The organism is Dactylosporangium sp. NPDC006015, from assembly GCF_040614215.1.
Taxonomy (GTDB): Bacteria; Actinomycetota; Actinomycetes; order Mycobacteriales; family Micromonosporaceae; genus Dactylosporangium; species Dactylosporangium maewongense.
The window spans coordinates 109,765-129,482 of the sequence record NZ_JBEXUD010000004.1; the positions used below are offsets into that span (position 1 = coordinate 109,765).

The following is a 19,718-nucleotide window of genomic DNA, read 5'->3' on the forward strand; positions in this document are numbered from 1 at the left end:
CCGGCGCAGTCCAGGCAGCAGGCCGGTTCCGTCGGGGGTTTGCCCTACCTTGCGGCACCCTTCGGTGGATTGACAGCCGGCGCGACGGTCCCCACGCTGATCGAGCACAGTCTGTAGTCGCGTTCGGGGGTCGCGCCTGATGCCATACCGTCACCGGGCGTACATCGCCGTCGTCGTGCTGCTTGCCGCCGTCCTGGTGTGGGTGGCGCCGCGGACGTCCCAGGGAAGCGCCCGCGCCGACGTGCTGGACGTGCTGTTCGTCGGCAACAGCCTGCTCGGCTCGTTCACCACCGCCACCGGCGAGGACACGCCCGCGCTGGTCCGGCGGCTCGCTTCGTCCGCCGGCCGTACCGCCGCCGTCACCGAAGTGATCCACTCCGGCTACACGCTGCGGCAGACCTGGGACGGCGGCCTCGTCGCGCGGGCGCTCGGCGGCGGCAGGCGCTACGACGTCATCGTCCTGCAGGAGTACAGCACGCTCGTCGCCACGAACCTGCCCGCGGCGAAAGGCACCCTGCTCAGCCTGTACGCACCGACCTTCCGCCGCACCCTGAAGCCCGGCGGCCGGGTCGTGCTGTTCAAGAACTGGGCCCTGGTCGACCCCGCCCCGTTCCCGTCCCGCGCCGCGGCCAAGACGGCGATCGACACCAACTACGCGGCCCTGTCAGCCGCCCTGCCCACCCCGAACGTGGTGGCCCCGATCGCCGACGCGTTCGAGACACTGATCGCCACCCACGGCGCCCCGTTCCTCATCGACCCCGACGGCAAGCACCCCAACGACACCGCCCGCTACCTGGACGCCGTCACCCTCTACGGCATCGTCTTCCGCGACTCACCCCGCGACCTCGCCGACCTGTACCTGCCCGCCCCGGTCGCCGCCGAACTCCGCTCCGTCGCCGCCACCGCGCTCGGCTACTGAGCCGCCATACTCCCCGACGCTGGCGCCGTGGGCGTGAGAAGGTGGGGTATGCCGTTGGGTGCGTACGCTGTCAGGACCTCGGTCGCCGTGTCGGACATCGAGCGGGCGGTGGCGTTCTACGAGGGCGGGCTGGGGCTGCGGGCGGTGTGGTCCGGGCCCAGTGCGCACATCGCGGGCGGCAGCCGGGTCTACGAGTCCGGGGGCGGGCCGGCGTTGAACGTGTACCAGTCGGTCACCGCCGGGCAGACGTCGGCGACCCTCGCCACCTGGTACGTCGACGACATCGACCAGGTCGTCGACGAACTCGTCGCAGCCGGTGTCGAGCTCAGCCGCTACGAGCAGTACGAGCAGGACGCCAAGGGGATCACCGCGCGGGCCGGCGGCGGGAGGATCGCCTGGTTCCGGGACCCGGACGGCAACACCTTCGCCGTCGAGGCGGACGCCTGACCCTTCGCGCGGCAACGCTCAAGCCGGGCGCCGCGCGGCCGATTGGCGGGGCAAGGGGGTGTTGGGATGGTTCGGAACCTTCCGATCGCCGGGAAGCTGGCGTCGACGGTGGCCGTGGTGTGCGTGCTGCTCGTCGCGGTGGGGATGCTCGGGGTCAGCCAGCTCGGCGCCGCCCAGGACCGGCTGCGCGGCATGTACAGCGACAATCTGCAGGACATCGCCGACCTCGACGCCGTCGCGCTGCACTTCCTGATGGTGCAGAACCACGTCGCGAACCTGGCGATGGTCACCTCCGACGCCGACCGGCAGGCCGCGCTCGCCTCGATCGACGAGGCCAACGCCTCGCTGGACAAGGCGTGGGACGAGTTCAAGGTGCTGCCGGCGGCGGGTGACCCGGCGGACCACACCCGGTTCGAGGAGGCCCTCTCCGGCTACCGTGCGGTGCTCGAGCAGGAGGTGCTGCCGCTGGCGAAGGTCGCCGACGCGGACCTGGAGCAGCTCACCGCGCTGCGCAAGACGAAGGCCGACCCGCTCCTCGCGGCCGGCCAGCAGGCGCTGGACCGGCTCGACGCGGCCGTCGACGCCAAGGCCCGGGACACCCTCGCGACGTCGCAGCGCGCGTACGACCGCTCCCGGGCACTCATCGCCGGGATGATCGTGGCGGCGGTGCTGCTGGCCGCGGCCCTCGTGTGGGCCATCAGCCGGATGATCGCCAGGCCGTTGCGCGCCACGGTCGGCGTCCTGGAGTCGATGGCCGAGGGCGACCTCGGCGGCCGGCTCGACGTGGCCGGCCGGGACGAGGTCGGCCGGATGGGCGCCGCGCTCAACCGTGGCCTCGAGCGCCTCGGCGAGTCGCTGCGCGGGGTGGACGAGCTCGTCGGGCGGGTCTCCTCCGCGTCGGAGCGGCTCAGCCAGGCCGCCGGCGGCATGAGCGGCAGCGCCGAGCGGTCGGCGGTCGAGGCCCGGGCCGCGTCCCGCGAGACGGACCAGATCAGCCAGGACATCGGTTCGGTCGCCACGGGCTCCGAGGAGATCGGCGCCTCGATCCGGGAGATCGCCCGTAGCACCTCCGACGCGGCCGGGACCGCCGACCGGGCCGTCCGGGACGCCGCCGAGGCCGCAGGCGTGCTGCACCGCCTGGGCCAGTCGTCCGGGGAGATCGAGACCGTGGTCAAGCTCATCACGTCGATCGCGGAGCAGACCAACCTGCTCGCCCTGAACGCGACCATCGAGGCGGCGCGGGCCGGCGACGCGGGCAAGGGCTTCGCCGTCGTCGCCACCGAGGTGAAGGACCTGGCCCAGGAGACGGCCCGGGCCACCGAGGACATCGCCCAGCGGGTGGCGGCGATCCAGCGCGACTCGACCGCCGCGGTCACCGCCATCGAGCAGATCAGCGGCGTCATCACCACCATCCGCGACGCCCAGACGAGCATCGCGGCGGCGGTCGAGGAGCAGTCGGCGACGACGAACGAGATGAATCGCACGGTGAGCCAGGTCGCCGGCCGCGCCCACCAGATCAACGCCAACGTCACCAGCGTGGCCACCGTCGCCGACGAGACCACCGGCGTCGCCCAGGGCACGGCGGACACGGCCGCGGAGCTCAACGGCATCGCCGGCGACCTGCGCCGGACAGTGTCCGTGTTCAGGTATTGACCAACGTCACAGCAAGCCGATCCGCCGACCAACGTCACAGCAAGCCGATCCACCGACCAGCGTCACAGCAAGCCACATCCGCTGACCGGCGTCACAGCTGGGCGATCGCGGCCCGGAGGAACGCATCGCGTCGCGACGTCGCATGCGGGCTGTAGAGCGCCGTCGGCGTGTTGAGGGCGGCCACGGCGTCCCAGTACGGGACGTCGGCGGCGCGCGTCCCGGCGGCGCGTTCCCAGCCCTCCAGGACAAGCCGGGGCGCGTCGTCGTCGTACAGGATGGCGACCTGTTTGCGCAGCTCGCCGAGGTCGACGCCAGGAGAGCCGGCGCCGGCGGTCTTCCAGTCGATCAGCGCCCGCACCGCGGAACCCACGACGATCGTGTTGCCGGGCCAGACGTCGCCGTGGACGAAGACCGCCGGCCCACCGGGTGCCGGGAGCGCCCGTACCACGGCGTCGGCCCGCAGCAGCAGCGGCGTCGCCGGCATCCGGCCCGCCCGGCGGTCGGCCGCGAAGTCGTCGACCGCGATCGGCCGCGGCCGCAACGGCAGCCGCGGCAGCGGGTCCAGGGCGACGGCGTGCACCCGGGCGAGCGCGGCGCCCGCCGCCCGGAGCAGCTCGGCGGAGCACGCGGCAGGCCAGGTGCTCGTCCCGGCCACGACGGTCTCCAAGGTCCGCGGCGCGGGACCGTCCAGTGACGCCGCGAGCAGCCGGGGCGCCGGCAGGCCGTGCCGCTCCGCGACGGTCAGCGCCGCCGCGTTCGTCGCGATCTGCTCGGCGGTGATCCGGCTGCTCGGGCACCGCAGCACCAGCGCGGACGCCGGTGCCACATCGATCCACCAGGGGCTCTCGCCGCCGTGCAGCGACCGCACGGCCCGGATCGCCTGACGACCGTCCAGCTGCGCCTCAACCCAGGCGAGGAGTTCATTCCCGCACCGGACAACTCTGATCCGGCCGCGGGGAGCTGTCAACCTCGGCCGGTCAGACGCAGACCCAGCAGTACAGGCGCTCGCCGCGGCCGAGGGCCTCCCGCGCGAGGATCGCCAGCTCGCCCAGGAAGACCGTCAGCGGCTCCACGTCGCCGTCGCCGCCGAGCTCCTCCGTCCGCGCCCAGGCCGCGGCGGCCCGCGCCAGGTCGTCGGGGGAGCACCGGGCCAGGGCCAGCTGCAGCTCGTCGGTCACGGTCACCACCATCCGCTCGCCGTCGTCCGCGGACGTGATGTCGGCGCCGGCGCGCGGGCCTTCGACGATGTCGTCGTAGGCGACCCCGGTGATCAGCTCCTCCAGGGTCGCCAGGGTGACGATCGGGTCGAGGCCCTTCACCTCCAGGACCTGGAACCCGTGCTCGCCCCAGCGGACCCGCGGGGTCCGCAGCTCCTGGAGGGCGGCCATGTCCCCGGCGCGGACCCGGTCCATCAGCCCCGGCACGGCGGGCAGCGGACCGCCCGGGCCGGCGGGCAGGTCGAGGACCGCGGCCGCCCGCTCGTCCGACCCGGCGGCGAAGTAGTCGTACATGACGCCCATCGGGCGATCATGCCAAGGCGGTCCGCGGCCGGGCATACCGGGTGAGGACCGCGGCGCCGACCTGCTCGACCGACACGGTCTCCAGGTAGGTGGGCGGGCCGTCGGAGGGGAAGAGCCGCCGGCCGGTGCCGAGCACGGTCGGGAAGGTCAGCAGCCGGTACTCGTCGACCAGGTCCGCCGCCATCAGCGTGTGCACGACGCTCAGGCTCCCGGTGACGACGATGTCCCGCTGCTCCTGCTTGACGGCGGCGACGAGGTCGCCTTCCAGGACCCGCGAGTTGGGCCAGGCGGTGGTGTCTTCGAGGGTACTGGTGGCGACCAGCTTCGGCACGGCGTTCATCCGCTGGGAGAACGGGTCGTCGCGCTTGGGCCAGAGCGTGGAGAACAGCTGCCACGTGGTGCGGCCGAGCAGCATGACCCCGTCGTCCAGCAGCGGCCCGAGGCGGAACTTGTCGCCGGCGACGGACGCGGGGCCGTGCCGGAACGCCCAGCCGCCCGCCGGGGTGCCGCCGGACCCGTCCGGGTCGGACACGATTCCGTCGAGGGTGATGAACTCGATGACGATGACGCTCATGATGGTCCCTTCTGTCGGTGCTCACCCGTACATACCGGCGGCACCGGCGGAACTCATCGCACCTTCGGCAGATTGAACAATTCGAGCACGGCCGGGTCGGCGAACGTGACGTTGTGGGCGACCCGACCGTCGACGACGGTGAGGACCTGCAGCGTGTGCAGGTGGTGTACGCCGTCGGCCTGCGGCGCGTACGCGGCGACCGCCGGCTGGCCGTTGGCGGTCAGCGGCGTCATGACCCAGCCGGTGCCGCGCATCTGGAAGACCCGCTCGATGAACCGCCCGTAGTCCCGGCGCCCGCGGTACCACAGCGGCACCGGCGGCATCTCCAGCACGGCGTCGTCGGTCAGCAGCCGCACCAGCGCGGACACGTCGGCGGCCTCGAACGCCCGGACGTACTGGTCGACGGCCCCGCGGACCTTGGCGTCGCCGGGTTCGGCGACCACGCCGGGGTCGCACGCGGCGACCGCCGCCCGGGCGCGCTGCAGGGCGCTGTTGACCGCCGGCACCGTGGTGTCCAGCTGCTCGGCGACCTCCGCGGCGCTGAACTGCAGGACTTCGCGGAGCACGAGCGCGGCCCGCTGGCGCGCCGACAGGGTCTGCATCGCCGCGATCAGCGCCAGCCGCAGGTCGGTGCGGGCGTCGGCGTCGAACCGCGCGTCGGGAAACGGCTGGAGCCACGGGATGTCGGTCGCGGGCGTGAGCGGCGCGCCGGGGTCGTCGCTCGGCGCGCCCAGCCCCGACGGCAGCGGCCGCCGCGCCCGCCCTTCGAGGGCGGTCAGGCACACGTTCGTGGCGATGCGGAACAGCCACGTCCGCACCGACGCGCGGTCGCTGTCGTACCGGTCGCGCGCGTTCCAGGCCCGCAGCAACGTCTCCTGCACCAGGTCCTCGGCGTCGTGGAACGACCCCAGCATCCGGTAGCAGTACGCGGTCAGCTCACCCCGGTGCAGGTCCAGTTCCACGCCGCCCATCCTGCCGCACGCGCCCGCTGCCATCATGACCGGATGGAAACGCGGCTGCTCTTCGTGCGACACGGCGAGTCGGTGCACAAGACGGCCGGGGTCGTCGGCGGGCCGAACGGCTGCCAGGGCCTGACGGAGGCCGGCCGCGGGCAGGCCCGCCGCCTCGCGGAGCGCCTCCGCGAGGAGGTCGCCGGTCCGGTCGCCGTGTACTCGTCGGTGCTGCGCCGGGCCGTGGAGACGGCGGAGCCGATCGCCGCGGCGTTCGCCGCCGTCCCGGAGCAGCACTGCGGGCTGTGCACCTGGCATACGCCGTCCTACGCCGACGGCATGCCGATGCGCGAGTTCCACGCTGCGCACGGGGTGCCCGGCGGTGGCGTGTTCCGCCCGTCCCAGGAGGGCAACGAGACGTGGGCCGAGCTGATCGCCCGCACCGGCCGCGCGATCCTGGACATCGCGCACCTGCGCCGCGGCGGCACCGCGATCCTGGTCGGCCACGCCGAGACGGTGGAGAGCTCCTTCCACGCCCTCGCCGCCCAGCCGCTGGACCGGGCGTTCGACCTGGCGGTGGCGCCGGCGTCGGTCACCGAGTGGACGACCGGCGGCGACCCGACGGCCTGGCCCGCGCCCCGCTGGACGCTGCGCCGCTGCAACGACGTCCGCTGACAGCACAGGACGCTTCCGGGAAGGCGCCGCTCAGGCCGCTTCGAGGGCCTGCTCGGCGCGCTCCGGGCTGCCCTCGGCGAGGCCGCGGTCGATGGCGCGGCGGGAGGCGAGCCACAGCACGACACCGGCGAGCAGGACGGTGACCTCGGTGACGGTGAGGGCCCAGATGATGCCGGGCAGGCCGAACCAGAGGTTGCCGAGCAGCACGACGGGCACGAAGAGGATGCCCTGCGTCATCGACATCACCGTCGCCGCGACGGCCCGGCCGGTCGCCTGGAACAGCGACGTGAGGAGGCCGGTGAAGCCGTTGGCGACCATGGCGACGAGCTGCGCGGTGAGGATCGTGAGGCCGGTGGTGAGGACCGAGCGGTCGGCCACGAACGCGGTGAACACCTGCTCGCGGAGCAGGAACACGATCGCCGAGAAGGTCACGGCGATGCCGCCGACGGTGATCGCGGAGCCGCGCAGCGCGGCGGTGAGACGCTGCCGGTCGCCCTTGCCGTAGGCGTACGCGAGCAGCGGCAGCACCCCGAGCGTCACACCCATGACGAGGAACTCCGGGACCTGCGCGATGCGGACCGCGACGCCCATCGCGGCGAGGGGACCGTCGCCGTAGGCGGCCGCGAGGTTGTTGAGCACCAGCGACGTGACGATCAGGAACGCGGACTGCAGCAGGGTGCCGACGCCCACCCCGAGGACCGGCGCCACGACGGTGCGGGCGAGCGTGAACCAGCGCGGTGCGATGCGCATGTGCTCGCTGTTGCGGTGCAGCCAGGTCGCGAAGTACGCGATGACGCCGACGTTGGCCAGGCCCATCGCCAGGGCCGCCCCGGCGACGCCCCAGTGCAGGACGAGGATGAACAGCACGTCGAAGGCGAGGTTCGCGACCGTGGACGCGATCAGGCCGGTCATCACCTGCCGGGCGGCGCCTTCCGCCCGCACGAGCTGCTCGAGGCACACGGCGGCGGTGAGGACGGGGACGAACGCGAGCATCACCCCGACGTAGGCCTTCGTCGCCGGGACGGCCGCGGCGTCCGCGCCGAGCAGCGACACGAGCGGGTCCAGCAGGGCCAGGCCGAGCCCGCCGGACACGGCGCCGACGATGACGGAGCCCCAGACCGAGAACGACGCGACGTGCCGGATCCCGCCGGCCTTCGCGGGGTCGTGCTCGGCGGCGCCGAGCAGCCGGGAGACGAGGGCGCCGCCGCCGACGCCGAACACGTTGCCGACCGCCATGACCAGGCCGAGGATCGGTGCGCCGTACGTGAGCGCGGCCAGCAGCGCGGTGTCGTGGAGCATGCCGATGAAGCCGGCGTTGACGAGGTTGTAGACGGCGGTGACGATCATCGCGGCGGCCATCGGCACGCACAGGTGCACGAGGGCGCGGACGATCGGCGCGGTCGACAGGTACCAGCGGTTGGTGCCGGCGGCGTCGGTGGCCACCGGGGATTCGAGGGTCGCGCTGCTCATGGGACCGCTCCTTTCCGGGCAGGCTTGAGCACGCGCCGGCGTCCGCCGGCACGGTGACAGGTTTGTGGGCACGCCGACGGAACCGTCCGGCGCGGTGCGGGTTGATCCGCGCGCCGACGGAGCCGTCGACGCGGGTGAGGGGTTGCTGGGTGGCCTACGGCCTGGTCACGACCGCGTGGGTTGCGGCAGCTCCGAGGTGATCTTCGTGAGCAGGGCGTGCAGGGTGGCCCGCTCCGCCTGGTCCAGCGGCGCGAGGATCGTCGCCTCGGCCGCGGCCATCGCGGTGTCGAACCCGGAGATCAGCTCGGCGCCCGCCGCGGTGGCGTAGACGCGCTTGCTGCGCTCGTTGCCGGGCTCCGTCCGGCGCTCGACCAGCTCCCGGCGCTCGAGCCCCTGGAGGAGACTCGTGACGCTCGCGGCACTGGTACGGGTGATCTCGGCGATGTCACGCTGGATCGCGCCGGGGTGCTGGACCAGGTAGCCGAGCACGAAGCTCTGCTCGTGGCTGAGCTCGCGGGCCCGGATCCAGTCCTCGCCGGCCTTCCGCTGCGCCCAACCGATCCAGCGGAGCAGGTCGAGGGTCGTGGTGAGCTCCGGCGCGTCCATGATGAGAACTCTAAAAGTTAGAGGTCTAACAGTCAAGGCTCGAACTAAGCGGGCGGCAGGATGCCGCGGGCCATGGCGGTGGTGACCGCCGCGGTGCGGTCCTTCACGCCCAGCTTGTCGAAGATGCGCATGACGTGGCTCTTTACCAGGGCGGCGAGCACCCCGCTGAGCGCGACGACGATCCCGGCCGTCCCGGCGACCGCGTGCCGGGTCGGCAGCATCGCCCACACGTGCGGGAACAGCACGGCCAGCAGCGCCCCGGCCGGGGGCGCCGCCGCGAACGCCGCGGTGGCGAGGCCGCCCGCCACCGCCACGTAGCGCCAGCCGCCGGTGGAGCGGGGCAGCCGCAACCGCTTCGCCCCGACCGCCGCGTACCAGCCGGCGAGGGCCGCGAGCAGCGCCACGCCGAGCACCCGCCGCCCGGCCCCGAGCTCACCGTCGACCGCCACCAGCCCGGCGGCGAGCAGGTCCAGCAGCGCGAACGCCGCGTGCCACCGCCCGGCGAGCCGGTACCACTCGTGCTGCCCCGGATCGACGCCGCCCGCCGCGGCCGCCGGGGGATGGACGGCGATCATCCGGACAGCATCCCGCACCACGGAGGTCGCCCGCATCCAGCTGTCGTCGGACTCGCGGTGCCATCGACCGGTGGCAGCGCGGCGGCGGCCGGCTCGTTCACGATCACGGGTATGAATCCCCGGATGTCGATGAACATCATGCTGGTCCTGTCCGTCTGCTACGGCGCCGCGATCGCGATCCTCGCGTTCCTCGACTCCGGCGGCCTGGCCACGTTCGCCGTCGTCGGCGCCATCGTGCTCGGCGCGCTGTGGACGGCCCGCGGTTTCCTCACCCGGTCGGGGCGCACCGGCTGAAGGCCGGGCAGGGGCCCGCGCGGCCGGCGCGGGCCCCTGCCGGTGACGGTCAGGGCGTGACGAGGTCGAACCTCTCCCACTGCCCGATCGCGGTGCGGTTGGCGATCAGCGCAGCCGCCCCCGCGTTCTCCGCGCACACGTAGCGGCCGTTGACGTTCGCCCGCAGGCTGAACGAGCCGTCGCCGTTGTTGAGCAGCTGGAACGACTCCCACGCGCCCGCCGTCGCCCGGTTCGCGACCAGCGGCGCGGCGCCCGCGTTCTCGGCGCAGACGAACAGGCCGTTCCTGGCCCGCAGCGCGACGTTGCCACCGCCGAGCGGGACCTGCTCGAACGGCTCCCACGCCGTCGCGCTCGCGATCAGCGTCCCGGTGGCCGCGGTGACGAACCGGCCGTTCGCCCTTGCACGCAGGCCGATGCCGCCACCCGTACCGGGGACGAAACGATCGACCCAGTACTTGGTACGGGTCAGGTACGCCGTCTCCGCCGCGGTACCGGTGAGACCGTACGCACCCGAGTAGGTGAGATACCCGTACCCCGACGGCGGGTTCGACGACGCGGGCTCGATCGACGACCCCTCGTGCCACTCGTTGAACGACGTGATCGACACCCACGACGGCGTGCCGCCCTGGGTGAGGGCGTTGTTCCAGGCCCGGTCGTAGGCGGCGCCGTTGTCGCGGCCCAGCGTCGGCGTCGTGTTGCCCGGCACGGCCCGGTCGTCGATGTAGCCGGGCGCGACCGACGGCGCCCACACCAGGCCGTTCGCGCGGCAGTACGCGTTCGCGTTCGCCCACCCCGGCGCGGTCGCCGCGGCGATCCCGTCGTAGGTGTACATCCCGCCGAAGTGCGCGACCTTGCTCGTGTCGGTCGTCTGCGCGAGGACGATCGAGGAGCCCCGCACCTGGTCCAGCGCGGTCCAGTCGGCGATGCGCAGGCTCTCGAACACGTAGTACGCGCCGCGGTTGCCGTGTGCCGTGTCGCGGTAGAACGCGGCGTGCGACCCGTACCGGGCGATGATGAAGTTGATGTCGGCGACGGTCGACGCGGCGGTCCGGCCGGAGTACGGCTCCAGGTGCCAGGCGACCTTCAGCCCGTTCCTGGCGGCGGCGTCGAGGATCAGCGGCACCAGGTTGTCCTCGTAGGAGCCCTGCCCCCACCAGCTGGTCACGACGACGCCGATGCCGGCGGCCGCGATCCACGCCATGTGCTGCTCGACGACGGCGGCGTCCCCGGAGTTGTACGCGCCGCGCACCGGGTAGTAGTTCGCGCCGAGATCCTGCGGCGGCGTGTGCCCGCCCTGGTCCCAGTGCCGGTAGGTCCCGTACCACGGGTAGTAGAAGACGTGCACGTTGGGCGCGGGCCCGGCGGCGGCCGAGGCGCCGCGCGGGGCGAGCGGAAGCACGGAGAGGCCCAGCGCCGTGGCGGAGGCGCCGAGCAACCCGCGTCGGGTCAGATGCATGCAGTTGTGTCCCTTCCGGGGAAGCGGGGCGGGCTGGCGGGCCCGCCCCGCTGCGCGTCAGGAGAGCAGGAACTTCTCCCACGGACCGATCGCGTCACGGTTGGCGATGAGAGCGGCGGCACCGGCGTTCTCCGCGACGACGTACTTGTTGTTGACGGTCGCCTGCAGGCTGACAGTGCCGTCGGCGTTGCGGATCAGGCGGAACGTCTCCCACGAACCGGCCGTGGCACGGTTCGCGACGAGCGGGTTGGCGCCCGCGTTCTCCGCGCACACGAACTGGCCGTTGACCTTCGCCTTCAGCGCGACGTTGCCGCCGCCGAGGTCGACGACCTCGAACTGCTGCGCCGTCCCGACCGTCGTCGAGTTCGCGATCAACGGGCTGGAACCGGCGGTCACGTAGCGGCTGTTGACCTGCGCCATCAGCGACTGTCCACCGGCCGGCGGCGTACCGCCGGTGATGATCCGCAGGGCGTCGATCATGCCGACCGACGTCGTCTTGTTCACGACGCGGATGGTGTGGGTGCCGTTCGTCAGACCGGTCTTGCTGTACACCACCTGCTGCGCCTGGCGGGCGCCCGCGACGTACAGGTTGACGTTCGTCTGGAGCGTGCCGTCGATGTAGACGTCCATGTTGCCCATGTCGCTGAACCGCTCCGACAGCAGCTCGACGCCCGTGCCCGTGAACGTGTAGCTGGCGGCGGCGCCGACGGTCGTCGAGTGGTGCGTGTCGTCGTTGTAGTCGCCGTACCCGCGGCCGGTCGTGAGGTGCCAGTTCGCGTCGTAGGTCAGCGCCGTGTTGTTGATGAGGCCGGGGGTGCCGGCGCCGCCCGTGCCGAGCGTGGACGCGGTGCCCGAGAGCGCCTTGACCCCGTTGTTGGCGGTGCCCGACAGCGACGTCGAGCTGTAGGAGGTCAGCGGCTTCGCGGTCCGCTCGACGATGTACACGGTGTTGGCGGCGGTACCGAAGGTGACCTCGCCGGACGTCGTGGTCGCGAGGACCGCGTTGTCGGAGGCGCGCCGCACCCGGATCTCGGCGGTGCCCCATGGGTTCACCACCCGGGCCTGCTTGCCGTAGAGGCTCTTCAGGCCGACGTACTTCGTCTCGTTGCCCTCCCGCTCCGAGCTGACCAGGAACCCGTCCTTCGCCAGCAGCGTGAACCTGCCGACGAAGTTCGTGTCGTTCGGCGCCGCGGGGAACACCCGGATCTTGTCGTTGTACGACTGCAGCAGCGTCTCGTTCATCGCCGCGAGGTGCACGCCGAGGTACTCGAACACGCCGTTGGTGTTGTTGGTCATGCCGTTGGGGTAGTTCTGGTAGCGCTGCAGCATCAGCTTCATGCCCTGCAGCGCCTGGTCGCCGAGGCCGAGCCGGGCGGCCTGCACCGCGTCGTTGGCCCACACGTTGCTGTACGGGTTCGGCCGCGTGTTCCAGCTGTTGAGCGCGGTCTGGAAGTCGGGCGCGCCGATGCCGGTCAGGTCGTAGGGCCAGATCAGCTCCGACGTGACGTTCTCACCGTTGCGCTGCTGCGCGGGTGCCGGCGGGTCGTGCGGCAGCCACGCGCCGTTGCTGGTCTTGTACGGCTCGATGCGGTCCAGCACGTTCTGCCAGCCTGCCCGCAGCCCCGCGTCGAGGCCGAGCTGGTTGCTGACCTGGATCGTGAGCGGGAAGATCAGCCGTACCGCGGCCAGGTCCGTGATCGCGTTCTTCACGTCCCAGTACGTCTCGTGCGCGTTGGACGTCGCCATGTAGTAGCGGCCGGTGCCGGAGTCGTAGCTCAGCTTCGACTGGTAGAACTTCACCACCTCCCGCATGTACGGGTAGGCGGTGTTCTGCAGGTAGCCGGTGTCGTTGGTGTACCGGTACTGCAGGTACATGTTGTAGGCGGCCTCGGTGCCGGTGGAGTAGATGTCGTTGACGTAGTCGCTGTTGATCGTGCCGCGCGCGTTGCCGTCCCAGCCCATCGTCTCCGGCACCCACAGCCCGTCGATCGCGTACCTGGTCTGCGTGTAGGCCTTCAACGCGGCGAGGTTGCGGCTGTACAGGCGGTTCTCGGTGGCGAACAGGTCGGCGTGGTTCGAGGCGAGGAACGAGTTGTAGACGTCCCGCTGGTTCCAGAACCAGTACCCGTTGCTCCACTTGGTGCGGTCCTCGGTCGCCCGGAACACGCCGTTGATGAAGTGCATCGGGTAGTTGCCGTACCCACCGGCGGCGATCATGTACGTCGACAGGTAGTAGACGTTCTCCAGGTAGTCGCCCGTACCGGCCGCGCCGGAGTACTGGACGAACGACTTCGCCCAGAACGCGTGCCACCAGTCGCGGTAGTTGTTCAGGTTGGTCAGGTACCCCGTGCTCTTGGCCGCGGCGAGCTGGTTGCGCGCCTGCGTGACGGAGTTGGCGCCGGGGGAGTTGACCCGGCTCGCCGCGGTGAACCAGATCGTGTAGTTCGCCGTCGGCGTGATGTTCAGCCGTACCCGCGTGCCGTTGACGACCTGCGTCGTGTACGCGGCGCCCTCGACCGTCGCCGCGAGGGTGTAGCCGAAGTTGTTCGGGTCGTTCTGGCCGCGGCTGAACCCGGCGGCCGTCGCGTCGGCGAACGTGCTCACCTGCTTCCACGTGTCCAGGTTCGGCACGTCGGCGCTGTTGGTGACGCTCGCCGGGTCCCACATGCTCAGGTCGAGGGTGGTCGTGCCGAGCCCGGTGCGGCCGTCCTCGACGTGCACGCCCATCACCTCGGACCCGGGCACGCCGATGATCGTGACGGTGCGGTTGTTGTCGTACTTCGTGGTCAGCGTGCCGTCGTACAGCGACAACCGCTGCTGATACGAGCTCGAACCGGCGTCGAGGGCCGGGCTGGTGTTGAGGTTCACCAGGCCCGCCGCGAACGCCGACTGCGGCGACAGGTCCACGCCGGAGACCTGCATCGTGAGCCCGTTGGCGTTCCAGACCATCGCGCCGGTCTTGCCGTTGCCGACGGTGAGCCCGTACAGCGGGTTGGTCTGGGGGCTGTTGTAGACGATGTCGTGCTTGCTCAGGTACGAGCCGTAGTTCACGTCGAGCGCGCCGGTGCCGGGGTTGAACACCTCGTCGGTGGTCGACGCCGTCGCGCTCTGTCCATGGATCATGGTGATGAACGTGCCCATCAAGGCGGTGGCGGCCGCCAGCAGGGCGAGTCGGCGGGGCTTGCCCACAGGAACTCTCCTTCGCATACGTGGAGCGGGAGCCTCGCGCCGTCGAGTCTCGTGTGACAAGCAGTTAACATTGGACGTCTGTCTTCGTCAATGCCTGCCTGGTCTCTACTTCGTCCGAGACTATCCGTGATCTACGGCTTCCCGCTGCCAGATACGTAGGATGACTCCTTCAGTCCGTGGTGCCGAGGGCCTTGCGGAGCAGGGCGGTGAGGCGGTCCTGCTCCTCGGGGCTCAGGTTGGCGATCGCCGCGCGGGCGAAGGCGAACGACTCCTCGAAGCCGGCGTAGAGCGCGTCGCCGTCAGGGGTCCGGACGATCTGCCGGGAGCGGCGGTCGCTCGGGTGGGTCCGGCGCTGGACGAGCGCGCGGCCCTCGAGGCGGGCGATGATCTGGGTGACGTTCGACGCGTCGCACCCGAGCTCGTCGGCCAGCTCACGCATGCCGCGGGGGTCGGCGAGCCGGCCGAGGACGCAGGCCTGCGCCACGCTCAGGCCGTGCTTCGTCGCGGCGGTCTCGTAGGCGCGGTCATACGCGTCGACGAACTGGAACATCGCCCGCTCGGCGTCGGTCGACGCGGTCACCGGGCCCGACGGAACGGCCACGGGATCAGTCTACCAAAAAGCTTGATTGCCTCAAGTTCTCGTGCTTACGATGATGCTTGATTGCATCAAGTATCTATGTCGGAGGCAGGCATGGGCGTGGCAGCACGGGAGTGGCACCTGGCACGGCTGGAGGGGGCGCGATGAGCCGCACGGTGCTGGTGACCGGCGCCAGGGGCAAGACCGGGCGGGAGGTGGTCGCCCGGCTGCGGCGGCGGCCCGGGCTGGTCGTCCGGGAAGGGTCGTCGCAGCCGGGCGCGGCGGTCCCGTTCTCCTGGGACGATCCGGGCACCTGGCCGGACGCCGTGAAGGACGTGGACGCGGTGTACCTGATGCGGCCGGACGTGCCGGAGGCGCCCGAGCACGTGGCCGGGCTCATCGACCTCAACCCCGCCGCCCATGTCGTGCTGCTGTCGGAGCAGGGCGCCGGCTCGCTGGCCGCCGGACACTGGGCCCGGCGGGTCGAGGATGCCGTCACCGGCCGCGCCGCCGGCTGGACCGTGCTGCGGCCCTCCTGGTTCCACCAGGTCCTGACCGACCCGCGCTTCTACCGCGACGACATCCGCGCCGGCCGGGTGTTCCGGCTGCCGTCCGGCGGCGCGCCGATCGCCTGGGTCGACGCGCGGGACATCGCGGCGGTCGCCGTCGCCGTCCTGCTGTCGCCGCTCGACCACCACGGGCGGGAGTACGCGATCACCGGTCCCGCCGCGTTGCCGGTACGGGCGGTCGCGGCCGAACTGTCCGCACACCTCGGCGTGGCCGTCCGCGCCGACGACCCGCCGGCCGAGCAGGGCCTCGAGGGCCTGGACCCGTGGCTGCGGGACATCCTCGCCGACCTCTACGACCGCGTCCGGGCGGGCGGCTTCGCCCCGCTGTCGCCCGACGTCGAACGCATCACCGGACGACGCCCGACCTCGATGGGCGAGTTCATCGCCGCGCACCTGGAGGAGTGGCGCTGACCCTGGCTGGCATGGGCCTGTGGTGACGGCCGGCGCCCCCGTGGCACCGGCCGTCGCGGTGTCAGTCCGTCATGGCGACGCCGGTCTCCAGCAGCGACTTCAGGTCGCTGAGGATCCACGGCCAGCCGCCGCCCGCGCCCACGTCCTCCAGCTCGCCGGCGAGCATCTCCGCCAGACCCGCCTCGTCGCCGATCTCGTGCGTGACGGTCAGCGAGGTGACGCCGTCCTTGCCTTCCTTCAGCTCGTACGTGAGGCGGGTGAAGCCCTCCGGCACGTGGTTCGGGTCCATCAGCATCCTCCACGTCTGCACGAGCCGGAACGGCGCTTCCACCTCGACGATCTCGCCGTCGACGCCGAGCTCCGGCGCACCCGCGGCGATCATGCCCTCGTTCGACATCCCCCGGAACGCACCGCCCGGGCGCAGCTCCATGTGGTTGGCGCCGCGGTACCCGTACCGCGACGTCCACTCCGGCGTGGTGATCGCGTCCCAGATCTTCTGCGGGCTCGCCTTGATGTAGACCTTGTATACCTGCGTGCTGCTCATGGTTCGTCGTCCCCTTCGAGGTCGGTCTTCAGCTCCAGCAGTGCAGTCACGTGGTGCTCGGTGTACTTGTCGATCCACCGGTCGTGCACCTGGCGGATCGGGATCGGGTTGAGGAAGTGCAACTTCTCCCTCCCCATCCGGCGGGTCACGACCAGGTCCGCCTCTTCGAGCACCTTCAAGTGCTTCATGACCCCGAAGCGTGACATCTCCAGCTCCGACTCCAGCTCCGTCAGCGTGCGGCCGTCACGCTCAAAGAGCAGGTCAAGCAGGAACCGTCGACTCGGGTCCGCGAGGGCCTTGAAGACGCGGTCGTCGTCATCCACTACTCGAAGTTATGTGACCTATAGGTCACATGTCAAGCTCGGCGGGCAGACTCCCATCGCTGGGTGAGTCCGGCGCCGGCGCCGTGGTACCGCCCGGGTGAGACCGCGGGAATCGCCGGGTGAGCGGGATGGGAGATTCGGCGATGCCGTTCGCCGAGGCCGTTCTTCCTGCGATTTCGGCGGCCGGCCGCTCCTATGCTGGCGCGGTGTCCGTGAATGCCCCGGCCGACGTCACCACCACCGCTGACGTTTCAGCACCTGTCTTCGTAGATTCCACGGGCCGACGTGGACGGCGGATCCGACTCTTCTTCCACCTGGGCGGCGTGGCGGCACTGGTCTACGCGGCCCTGGTACTGGTCGCCGCGTTCCTGCTCACCGGCCCGCTGGACCTGTTGTCGTTCCCGGCGCCGGGAACGTCCGCGTCTGCGACGCCGCCGGCCAGGAAGAGCACGCCCGCGCCCGGCCAGCCCGTCAAGCGGCCCACCGGCGCCGGGACCGCCCGCAGCAGCTCCGCGCCCGCCTCGGCGAGCGCGTCCGTCCGGCCGAGCGGCTCCGTGTCCAGCGCCCCACCGTCCGGGGCGACGACGAGCGGGGCGCCCTCCGCCTCACCGCCGGCCGCGTCGGGCACGCCGACCGCATCGACGGCGCCGACCACGTCGACCACACCGCAGCCGAGCGCCTCACCGAGCTCCACCCTCGGCATCGCCGTGGTCATCGGTGTGGGCCCGGCGTGACCCGTGTGCGGAAGCGGGTGTCGTTCAGTCGCCTGATCTTCGGTCTGGTCGCGTTCATCGTGCTGGTCGGGGCGCTGCTGGCCGAGGCATACGCCAACGCCGAGTTCCACCCCGACCACACCGCGAGGCCTGGGCAGCACACCAAGGTCCCGGCCGAGGTCATCCATGGCGGCCCGATCATCGACACCCGCAACGGCACGGTGCGCTCCTACCGGCTGCCGGACCGCACCATCGCCCTCATCTTCGACGACGGCCCGGACCCGGAGTGGACGCCGCGGATCGTGGAGGTGCTGCGCCGGCACCACGTCAACGCCACGTTCTTCGTCGTCGGCTCCCAGGTGCTCCGGCACTCGGACATCGTCAGCGAGCTGGCCCGGGACGGCGACGAGATCGGCATCCACACCTTCACGCACCCGCAGCTCGAACGCCTGCCACGGTGGCAGCGGGAGCTGGAGTACTCGCAGACCCAGCTCGCCGTCGTCCACGCCACCGGCATCAAGTCGGCGCTGCTGCGGCTGCCGTACTCCTCCAGCCCCAGCGCCATCGACAACACCGAGTGGCCGCTGATCCGGGAGGCCGGCGGGCTCGGCTACCTGACGATCATGGCCGACGTGGACAGCCGGGACTGGAGCACGCCCGGCGTCGACGCGATCGTCGCCGGCGCGACCCCGCCGGGCGACTCGGGCGCGATCGTGCCCATGCACGACGGCGGCGGCGACCGCGCGCAGACCGTCGCGGCGCTGGACAAGTTCATCCCGTTGATGCAGCGGCGCGGCTACACCTTCACCACCGTCTCGCAGGGCCTGGCCCGCACGCTCGCCGGGCCGGCGGTCGTCGAGGCGCCGGCGGGCGCGGTCGACCAGCGGCGCGCCTTCGCCCTGGCCACGGCCGTCGTGCTGGCGGACTGGGTGACGGCCACCCTCCGCGTGCTGTTCCTGGCCGCCGGGCTGCTGACGATCGCCCGCACCGTGGCGCTGTTCCTGCTCGCGGGCCGGCACGCGCGGCGGCGGCGGGCCGCGTCGTGGCGGTGGGGCCCACCGGTGCAGCTGCCGGTCTCGGTGATCGTGCCGGCCTACAACGAGAAGGAGGGGATCGAGGCCGCGGTGCGGTCCCTGGCGGGCGGCGACCATGCCGGCGGGATCGAGGTGGTCGTCGTCGACGACGGCTCGACCGACGACACGGCATCGCTGGTGGAGGCGTTGCGGATCCCCAACGTCAGGGTGGTCCGGATCCCCAACGGCGGCAAGCCCAACGCCCTCAACGTCGGCGTGGCCATGGCGCAGCACGACCTGATCGTCATGGTCGACGGCGACACCGTCTTCGAACCGGACGCGATCCGCCACCTGGTGCAGCCGTTCGCCGATCCTTCGGTCGGCGCGGTCGCCGGCAACGTCAAGGTCGGCAACCGCCGTTCGATCGTGGCCCGGTGGCAGCACATCGAGTACGTCATCGGGTTCAACCTGGACCGCCGCCTGTACGACATCCTGCGCTGCATGCCCACCATCCCGGGCGCGATCGGCGCGTTCCGCCGCGAGGCGCTGCAGGACATCGGCGGGATCAGCCACGACACCCTGGCCGAGGACACCGACGCCACCATGGCGCTGTGCCGCACCGGCTGGCGCGTCGTCTACGAGGAGCGCGCCCGCGCCTGGACCGAGGCCCCCGCCACCCTCCGGCAGCTGTGGCTGCAACGCTACCGTTGGAGCTACGGCACCATGCAGGCGATGTGGAAGCACCGCCGCTCGCTGGTGGACCGCGGACCCTCGGGCCGGTTCGGCCGGATCGGCCTGCCCTTCATCGCGTTCTTCGGCATCGCGCTCCCGCTGCTGGCCCCGCTCATCGACATCCTGCTCGTGTACGGCCTGTGCTTCTCCGGCTGGAAGGCCACCACCGGCGCCTGGCTCGTCATGTTCGCCCTGCAGGTCCTCACCGCAGTCGTCGCCTTCCGCCTCGACAAAGAGAAGCTCCGCGTCCTGTGGGTCCTGCCGCTGCAGCAGATCGTGTACCGCCAGCTCATGTACCTCGTGCTGCTGCAGTCTCTCGGCACGGCCCTCACCGGCGCCCGGCTCCGCTGGCACAAGCTGCACCGGGCAGGCTCCGCCGGCGCGTCCGCCCCGGCACCGTCGGTGCCACCGCTCGTGGCGGTGCCGCCGCAGGCACAGGGCCAGGAACGGGCCACCGCGCAGCTCGCCCGCCACGCGAAGCCTCGCGACTGATCCCGCACGGCGCCGC

20 protein-coding genes are annotated in these 19,718 nt (G+C 71.8%); 7 read left to right on the top strand and 13 right to left on the bottom strand.

Features of this window, described 5'->3' with window-relative positions; translation table 11 throughout:
- Positions 1 to 139: 139 nt before the first annotated feature.
- From ABZ321_RS08995 to ABZ321_RS09005, 3 genes are all read left to right on the top strand, one after another.
- The gene (locus ABZ321_RS08995) at positions 140 to 919 is read left to right on the top strand and encodes a hypothetical protein (protein ID WP_354890394.1); all 780 of its coding nucleotides are present in this window, start codon (positions 140 to 142) and stop codon (positions 917 to 919) included.
- A 48-nt stretch (positions 920 to 967) separates the two neighbouring features.
- On the top strand, positions 968 to 1,366 hold the full coding sequence (locus ABZ321_RS09000; protein WP_354890396.1) for a VOC family protein: 399 nt from the start codon (positions 968 to 970) through the stop codon (positions 1,364 to 1,366).
- A 66-nt stretch (positions 1,367 to 1,432) separates the two neighbouring features.
- Positions 1,433 to 3,019, top strand: coding sequence for a methyl-accepting chemotaxis protein (locus ABZ321_RS09005; RefSeq protein WP_354890398.1), 1,587 nt, complete (start codon positions 1,433 to 1,435; stop codon positions 3,017 to 3,019).
- 91 nt (positions 3,020 to 3,110) lie between these two features.
- Here the strand turns inward: ABZ321_RS09005 and ABZ321_RS09010 are convergent, their stop codons facing one another.
- The 4 genes from ABZ321_RS09010 to ABZ321_RS09025 form a co-directional block, all read right to left on the bottom strand.
- On the bottom strand, positions 3,111 to 3,887 hold the full coding sequence (locus ABZ321_RS09010) for an aminoglycoside phosphotransferase family protein (protein WP_354890400.1): 777 nt from the start codon (positions 3,885 to 3,887) through the stop codon (positions 3,111 to 3,113).
- Positions 3,888 to 3,996: 109 nt separating this feature from the next.
- Positions 3,997 to 4,539, bottom strand: a complete 543-nt coding sequence (locus ABZ321_RS09015) for a hypothetical protein (RefSeq protein ID WP_354890402.1) — start codon at positions 4,537 to 4,539, stop codon at positions 3,997 to 3,999.
- Between the two features lie 7 nt (positions 4,540 to 4,546).
- Positions 4,547 to 5,113 carry a dihydrofolate reductase family protein gene (locus ABZ321_RS09020; protein ID WP_354890404.1) on the bottom strand — a complete coding sequence of 189 codons (567 nt, stop codon included), beginning with the start codon at positions 5,111 to 5,113 and terminating at the stop codon, positions 4,547 to 4,549.
- Positions 5,114 to 5,166: 53 nt separating this feature from the next.
- Positions 5,167 to 6,075, bottom strand: coding sequence for a sigma-70 family RNA polymerase sigma factor (locus ABZ321_RS09025; RefSeq protein ID WP_354890406.1), 909 nt, complete (start codon positions 6,073 to 6,075; stop codon positions 5,167 to 5,169).
- A gap of 42 nt (positions 6,076 to 6,117) precedes the next feature.
- On the opposite strand from ABZ321_RS09025, the gene ABZ321_RS09030 reads away from it, so the two are divergent.
- Entirely contained in the window at positions 6,118 to 6,738 is a 621-nt protein-coding gene (locus ABZ321_RS09030) for a histidine phosphatase family protein (protein ID WP_354890408.1), read from the top strand.
- Positions 6,739 to 6,768: 30 nt separating this feature from the next.
- Here the strand turns inward: ABZ321_RS09030 and ABZ321_RS09035 are convergent, their stop codons facing one another.
- The 3 genes from ABZ321_RS09035 to ABZ321_RS09045 form a co-directional block, all read right to left on the bottom strand.
- Positions 6,769 to 8,208 (bottom strand): MATE family efflux transporter, encoded by a 1,440-nt coding sequence (locus tag ABZ321_RS09035; RefSeq protein WP_354890410.1) that lies wholly within the window; start codon positions 8,206 to 8,208, stop codon positions 6,769 to 6,771.
- Between the two features lie 165 nt (positions 8,209 to 8,373).
- On the bottom strand, positions 8,374 to 8,814 hold the full coding sequence (locus tag ABZ321_RS09040) for a MarR family transcriptional regulator (protein WP_344507645.1): 441 nt from the start codon (positions 8,812 to 8,814) through the stop codon (positions 8,374 to 8,376).
- Between the two features lie 44 nt (positions 8,815 to 8,858).
- On the bottom strand, positions 8,859 to 9,389 hold the full coding sequence (locus tag ABZ321_RS09045; protein WP_354890412.1) for a hypothetical protein: 531 nt from the start codon (positions 9,387 to 9,389) through the stop codon (positions 8,859 to 8,861).
- A 111-nt stretch (positions 9,390 to 9,500) separates the two neighbouring features.
- On the opposite strand from ABZ321_RS09045, the gene ABZ321_RS09050 reads away from it, so the two are divergent.
- The gene (locus ABZ321_RS09050) at positions 9,501 to 9,683 is read left to right on the top strand and encodes a hypothetical protein (RefSeq protein WP_354890414.1); all 183 of its coding nucleotides are present in this window, start codon (positions 9,501 to 9,503) and stop codon (positions 9,681 to 9,683) included.
- Positions 9,684 to 9,732: 49 nt separating this feature from the next.
- On the opposite strand, the gene ABZ321_RS09055 is transcribed toward ABZ321_RS09050, so the two are convergent.
- The 3 genes from ABZ321_RS09055 to ABZ321_RS09065 form a co-directional block, all read right to left on the bottom strand.
- Entirely contained in the window at positions 9,733 to 11,139 is a 1,407-nt protein-coding gene (locus ABZ321_RS09055; RefSeq protein WP_354890416.1) for a hypothetical protein, read from the bottom strand.
- 57 nt (positions 11,140 to 11,196) lie between these two features.
- The gene (locus tag ABZ321_RS09060; RefSeq protein WP_354890418.1) at positions 11,197 to 14,328 is read right to left on the bottom strand and encodes a carbohydrate-binding protein; all 3,132 of its coding nucleotides are present in this window, start codon (positions 14,326 to 14,328) and stop codon (positions 11,197 to 11,199) included.
- Positions 14,329 to 14,497: 169 nt separating this feature from the next.
- Positions 14,498 to 14,929, bottom strand: coding sequence for a MarR family transcriptional regulator (locus tag ABZ321_RS09065; protein ID WP_344507655.1), 432 nt, complete (start codon positions 14,927 to 14,929; stop codon positions 14,498 to 14,500).
- A gap of 140 nt (positions 14,930 to 15,069) precedes the next feature.
- Between ABZ321_RS09065 and ABZ321_RS09070 the strand changes: the two genes are divergently transcribed.
- Entirely contained in the window at positions 15,070 to 15,885 is an 816-nt protein-coding gene (locus ABZ321_RS09070) for a hypothetical protein (RefSeq protein ID WP_354890420.1), read from the top strand.
- A 61-nt stretch (positions 15,886 to 15,946) separates the two neighbouring features.
- On the opposite strand, the gene ABZ321_RS09075 is transcribed toward ABZ321_RS09070, so the two are convergent.
- The 3 genes from ABZ321_RS09075 to ABZ321_RS09085 form a co-directional block, all read right to left on the bottom strand.
- Positions 15,947 to 16,429, bottom strand: coding sequence for an SRPBCC domain-containing protein (locus ABZ321_RS09075; RefSeq protein WP_344507659.1), 483 nt, complete (start codon positions 16,427 to 16,429; stop codon positions 15,947 to 15,949).
- Positions 16,426 to 16,752, bottom strand: a complete 327-nt coding sequence (locus ABZ321_RS09080) for a metalloregulator ArsR/SmtB family transcription factor (RefSeq protein WP_344507661.1) — start codon at positions 16,750 to 16,752, stop codon at positions 16,426 to 16,428. Before ABZ321_RS09080 ends, ABZ321_RS09075 begins: the two co-directional genes overlap by 4 nt.
- 337 nt (positions 16,753 to 17,089) lie before the next feature.
- A complete protein-coding gene (locus ABZ321_RS09085; RefSeq protein WP_344507663.1) occupies positions 17,090 to 17,455 on the bottom strand; it encodes a hypothetical protein in 366 nt (121 codons plus the stop codon).
- 27 nt (positions 17,456 to 17,482) lie between these two features.
- Here ABZ321_RS09085 and ABZ321_RS09090 point away from each other — a divergent pair, with 27 nt between their 5' ends.
- Positions 17,483 to 19,702 (top strand): bifunctional polysaccharide deacetylase/glycosyltransferase family 2 protein, encoded by a 2,220-nt coding sequence (locus ABZ321_RS09090; protein WP_354890423.1) that lies wholly within the window; start codon positions 17,483 to 17,485, stop codon positions 19,700 to 19,702.
- The last annotated feature ends 16 nt before the right edge of the window (positions 19,703 to 19,718 follow it).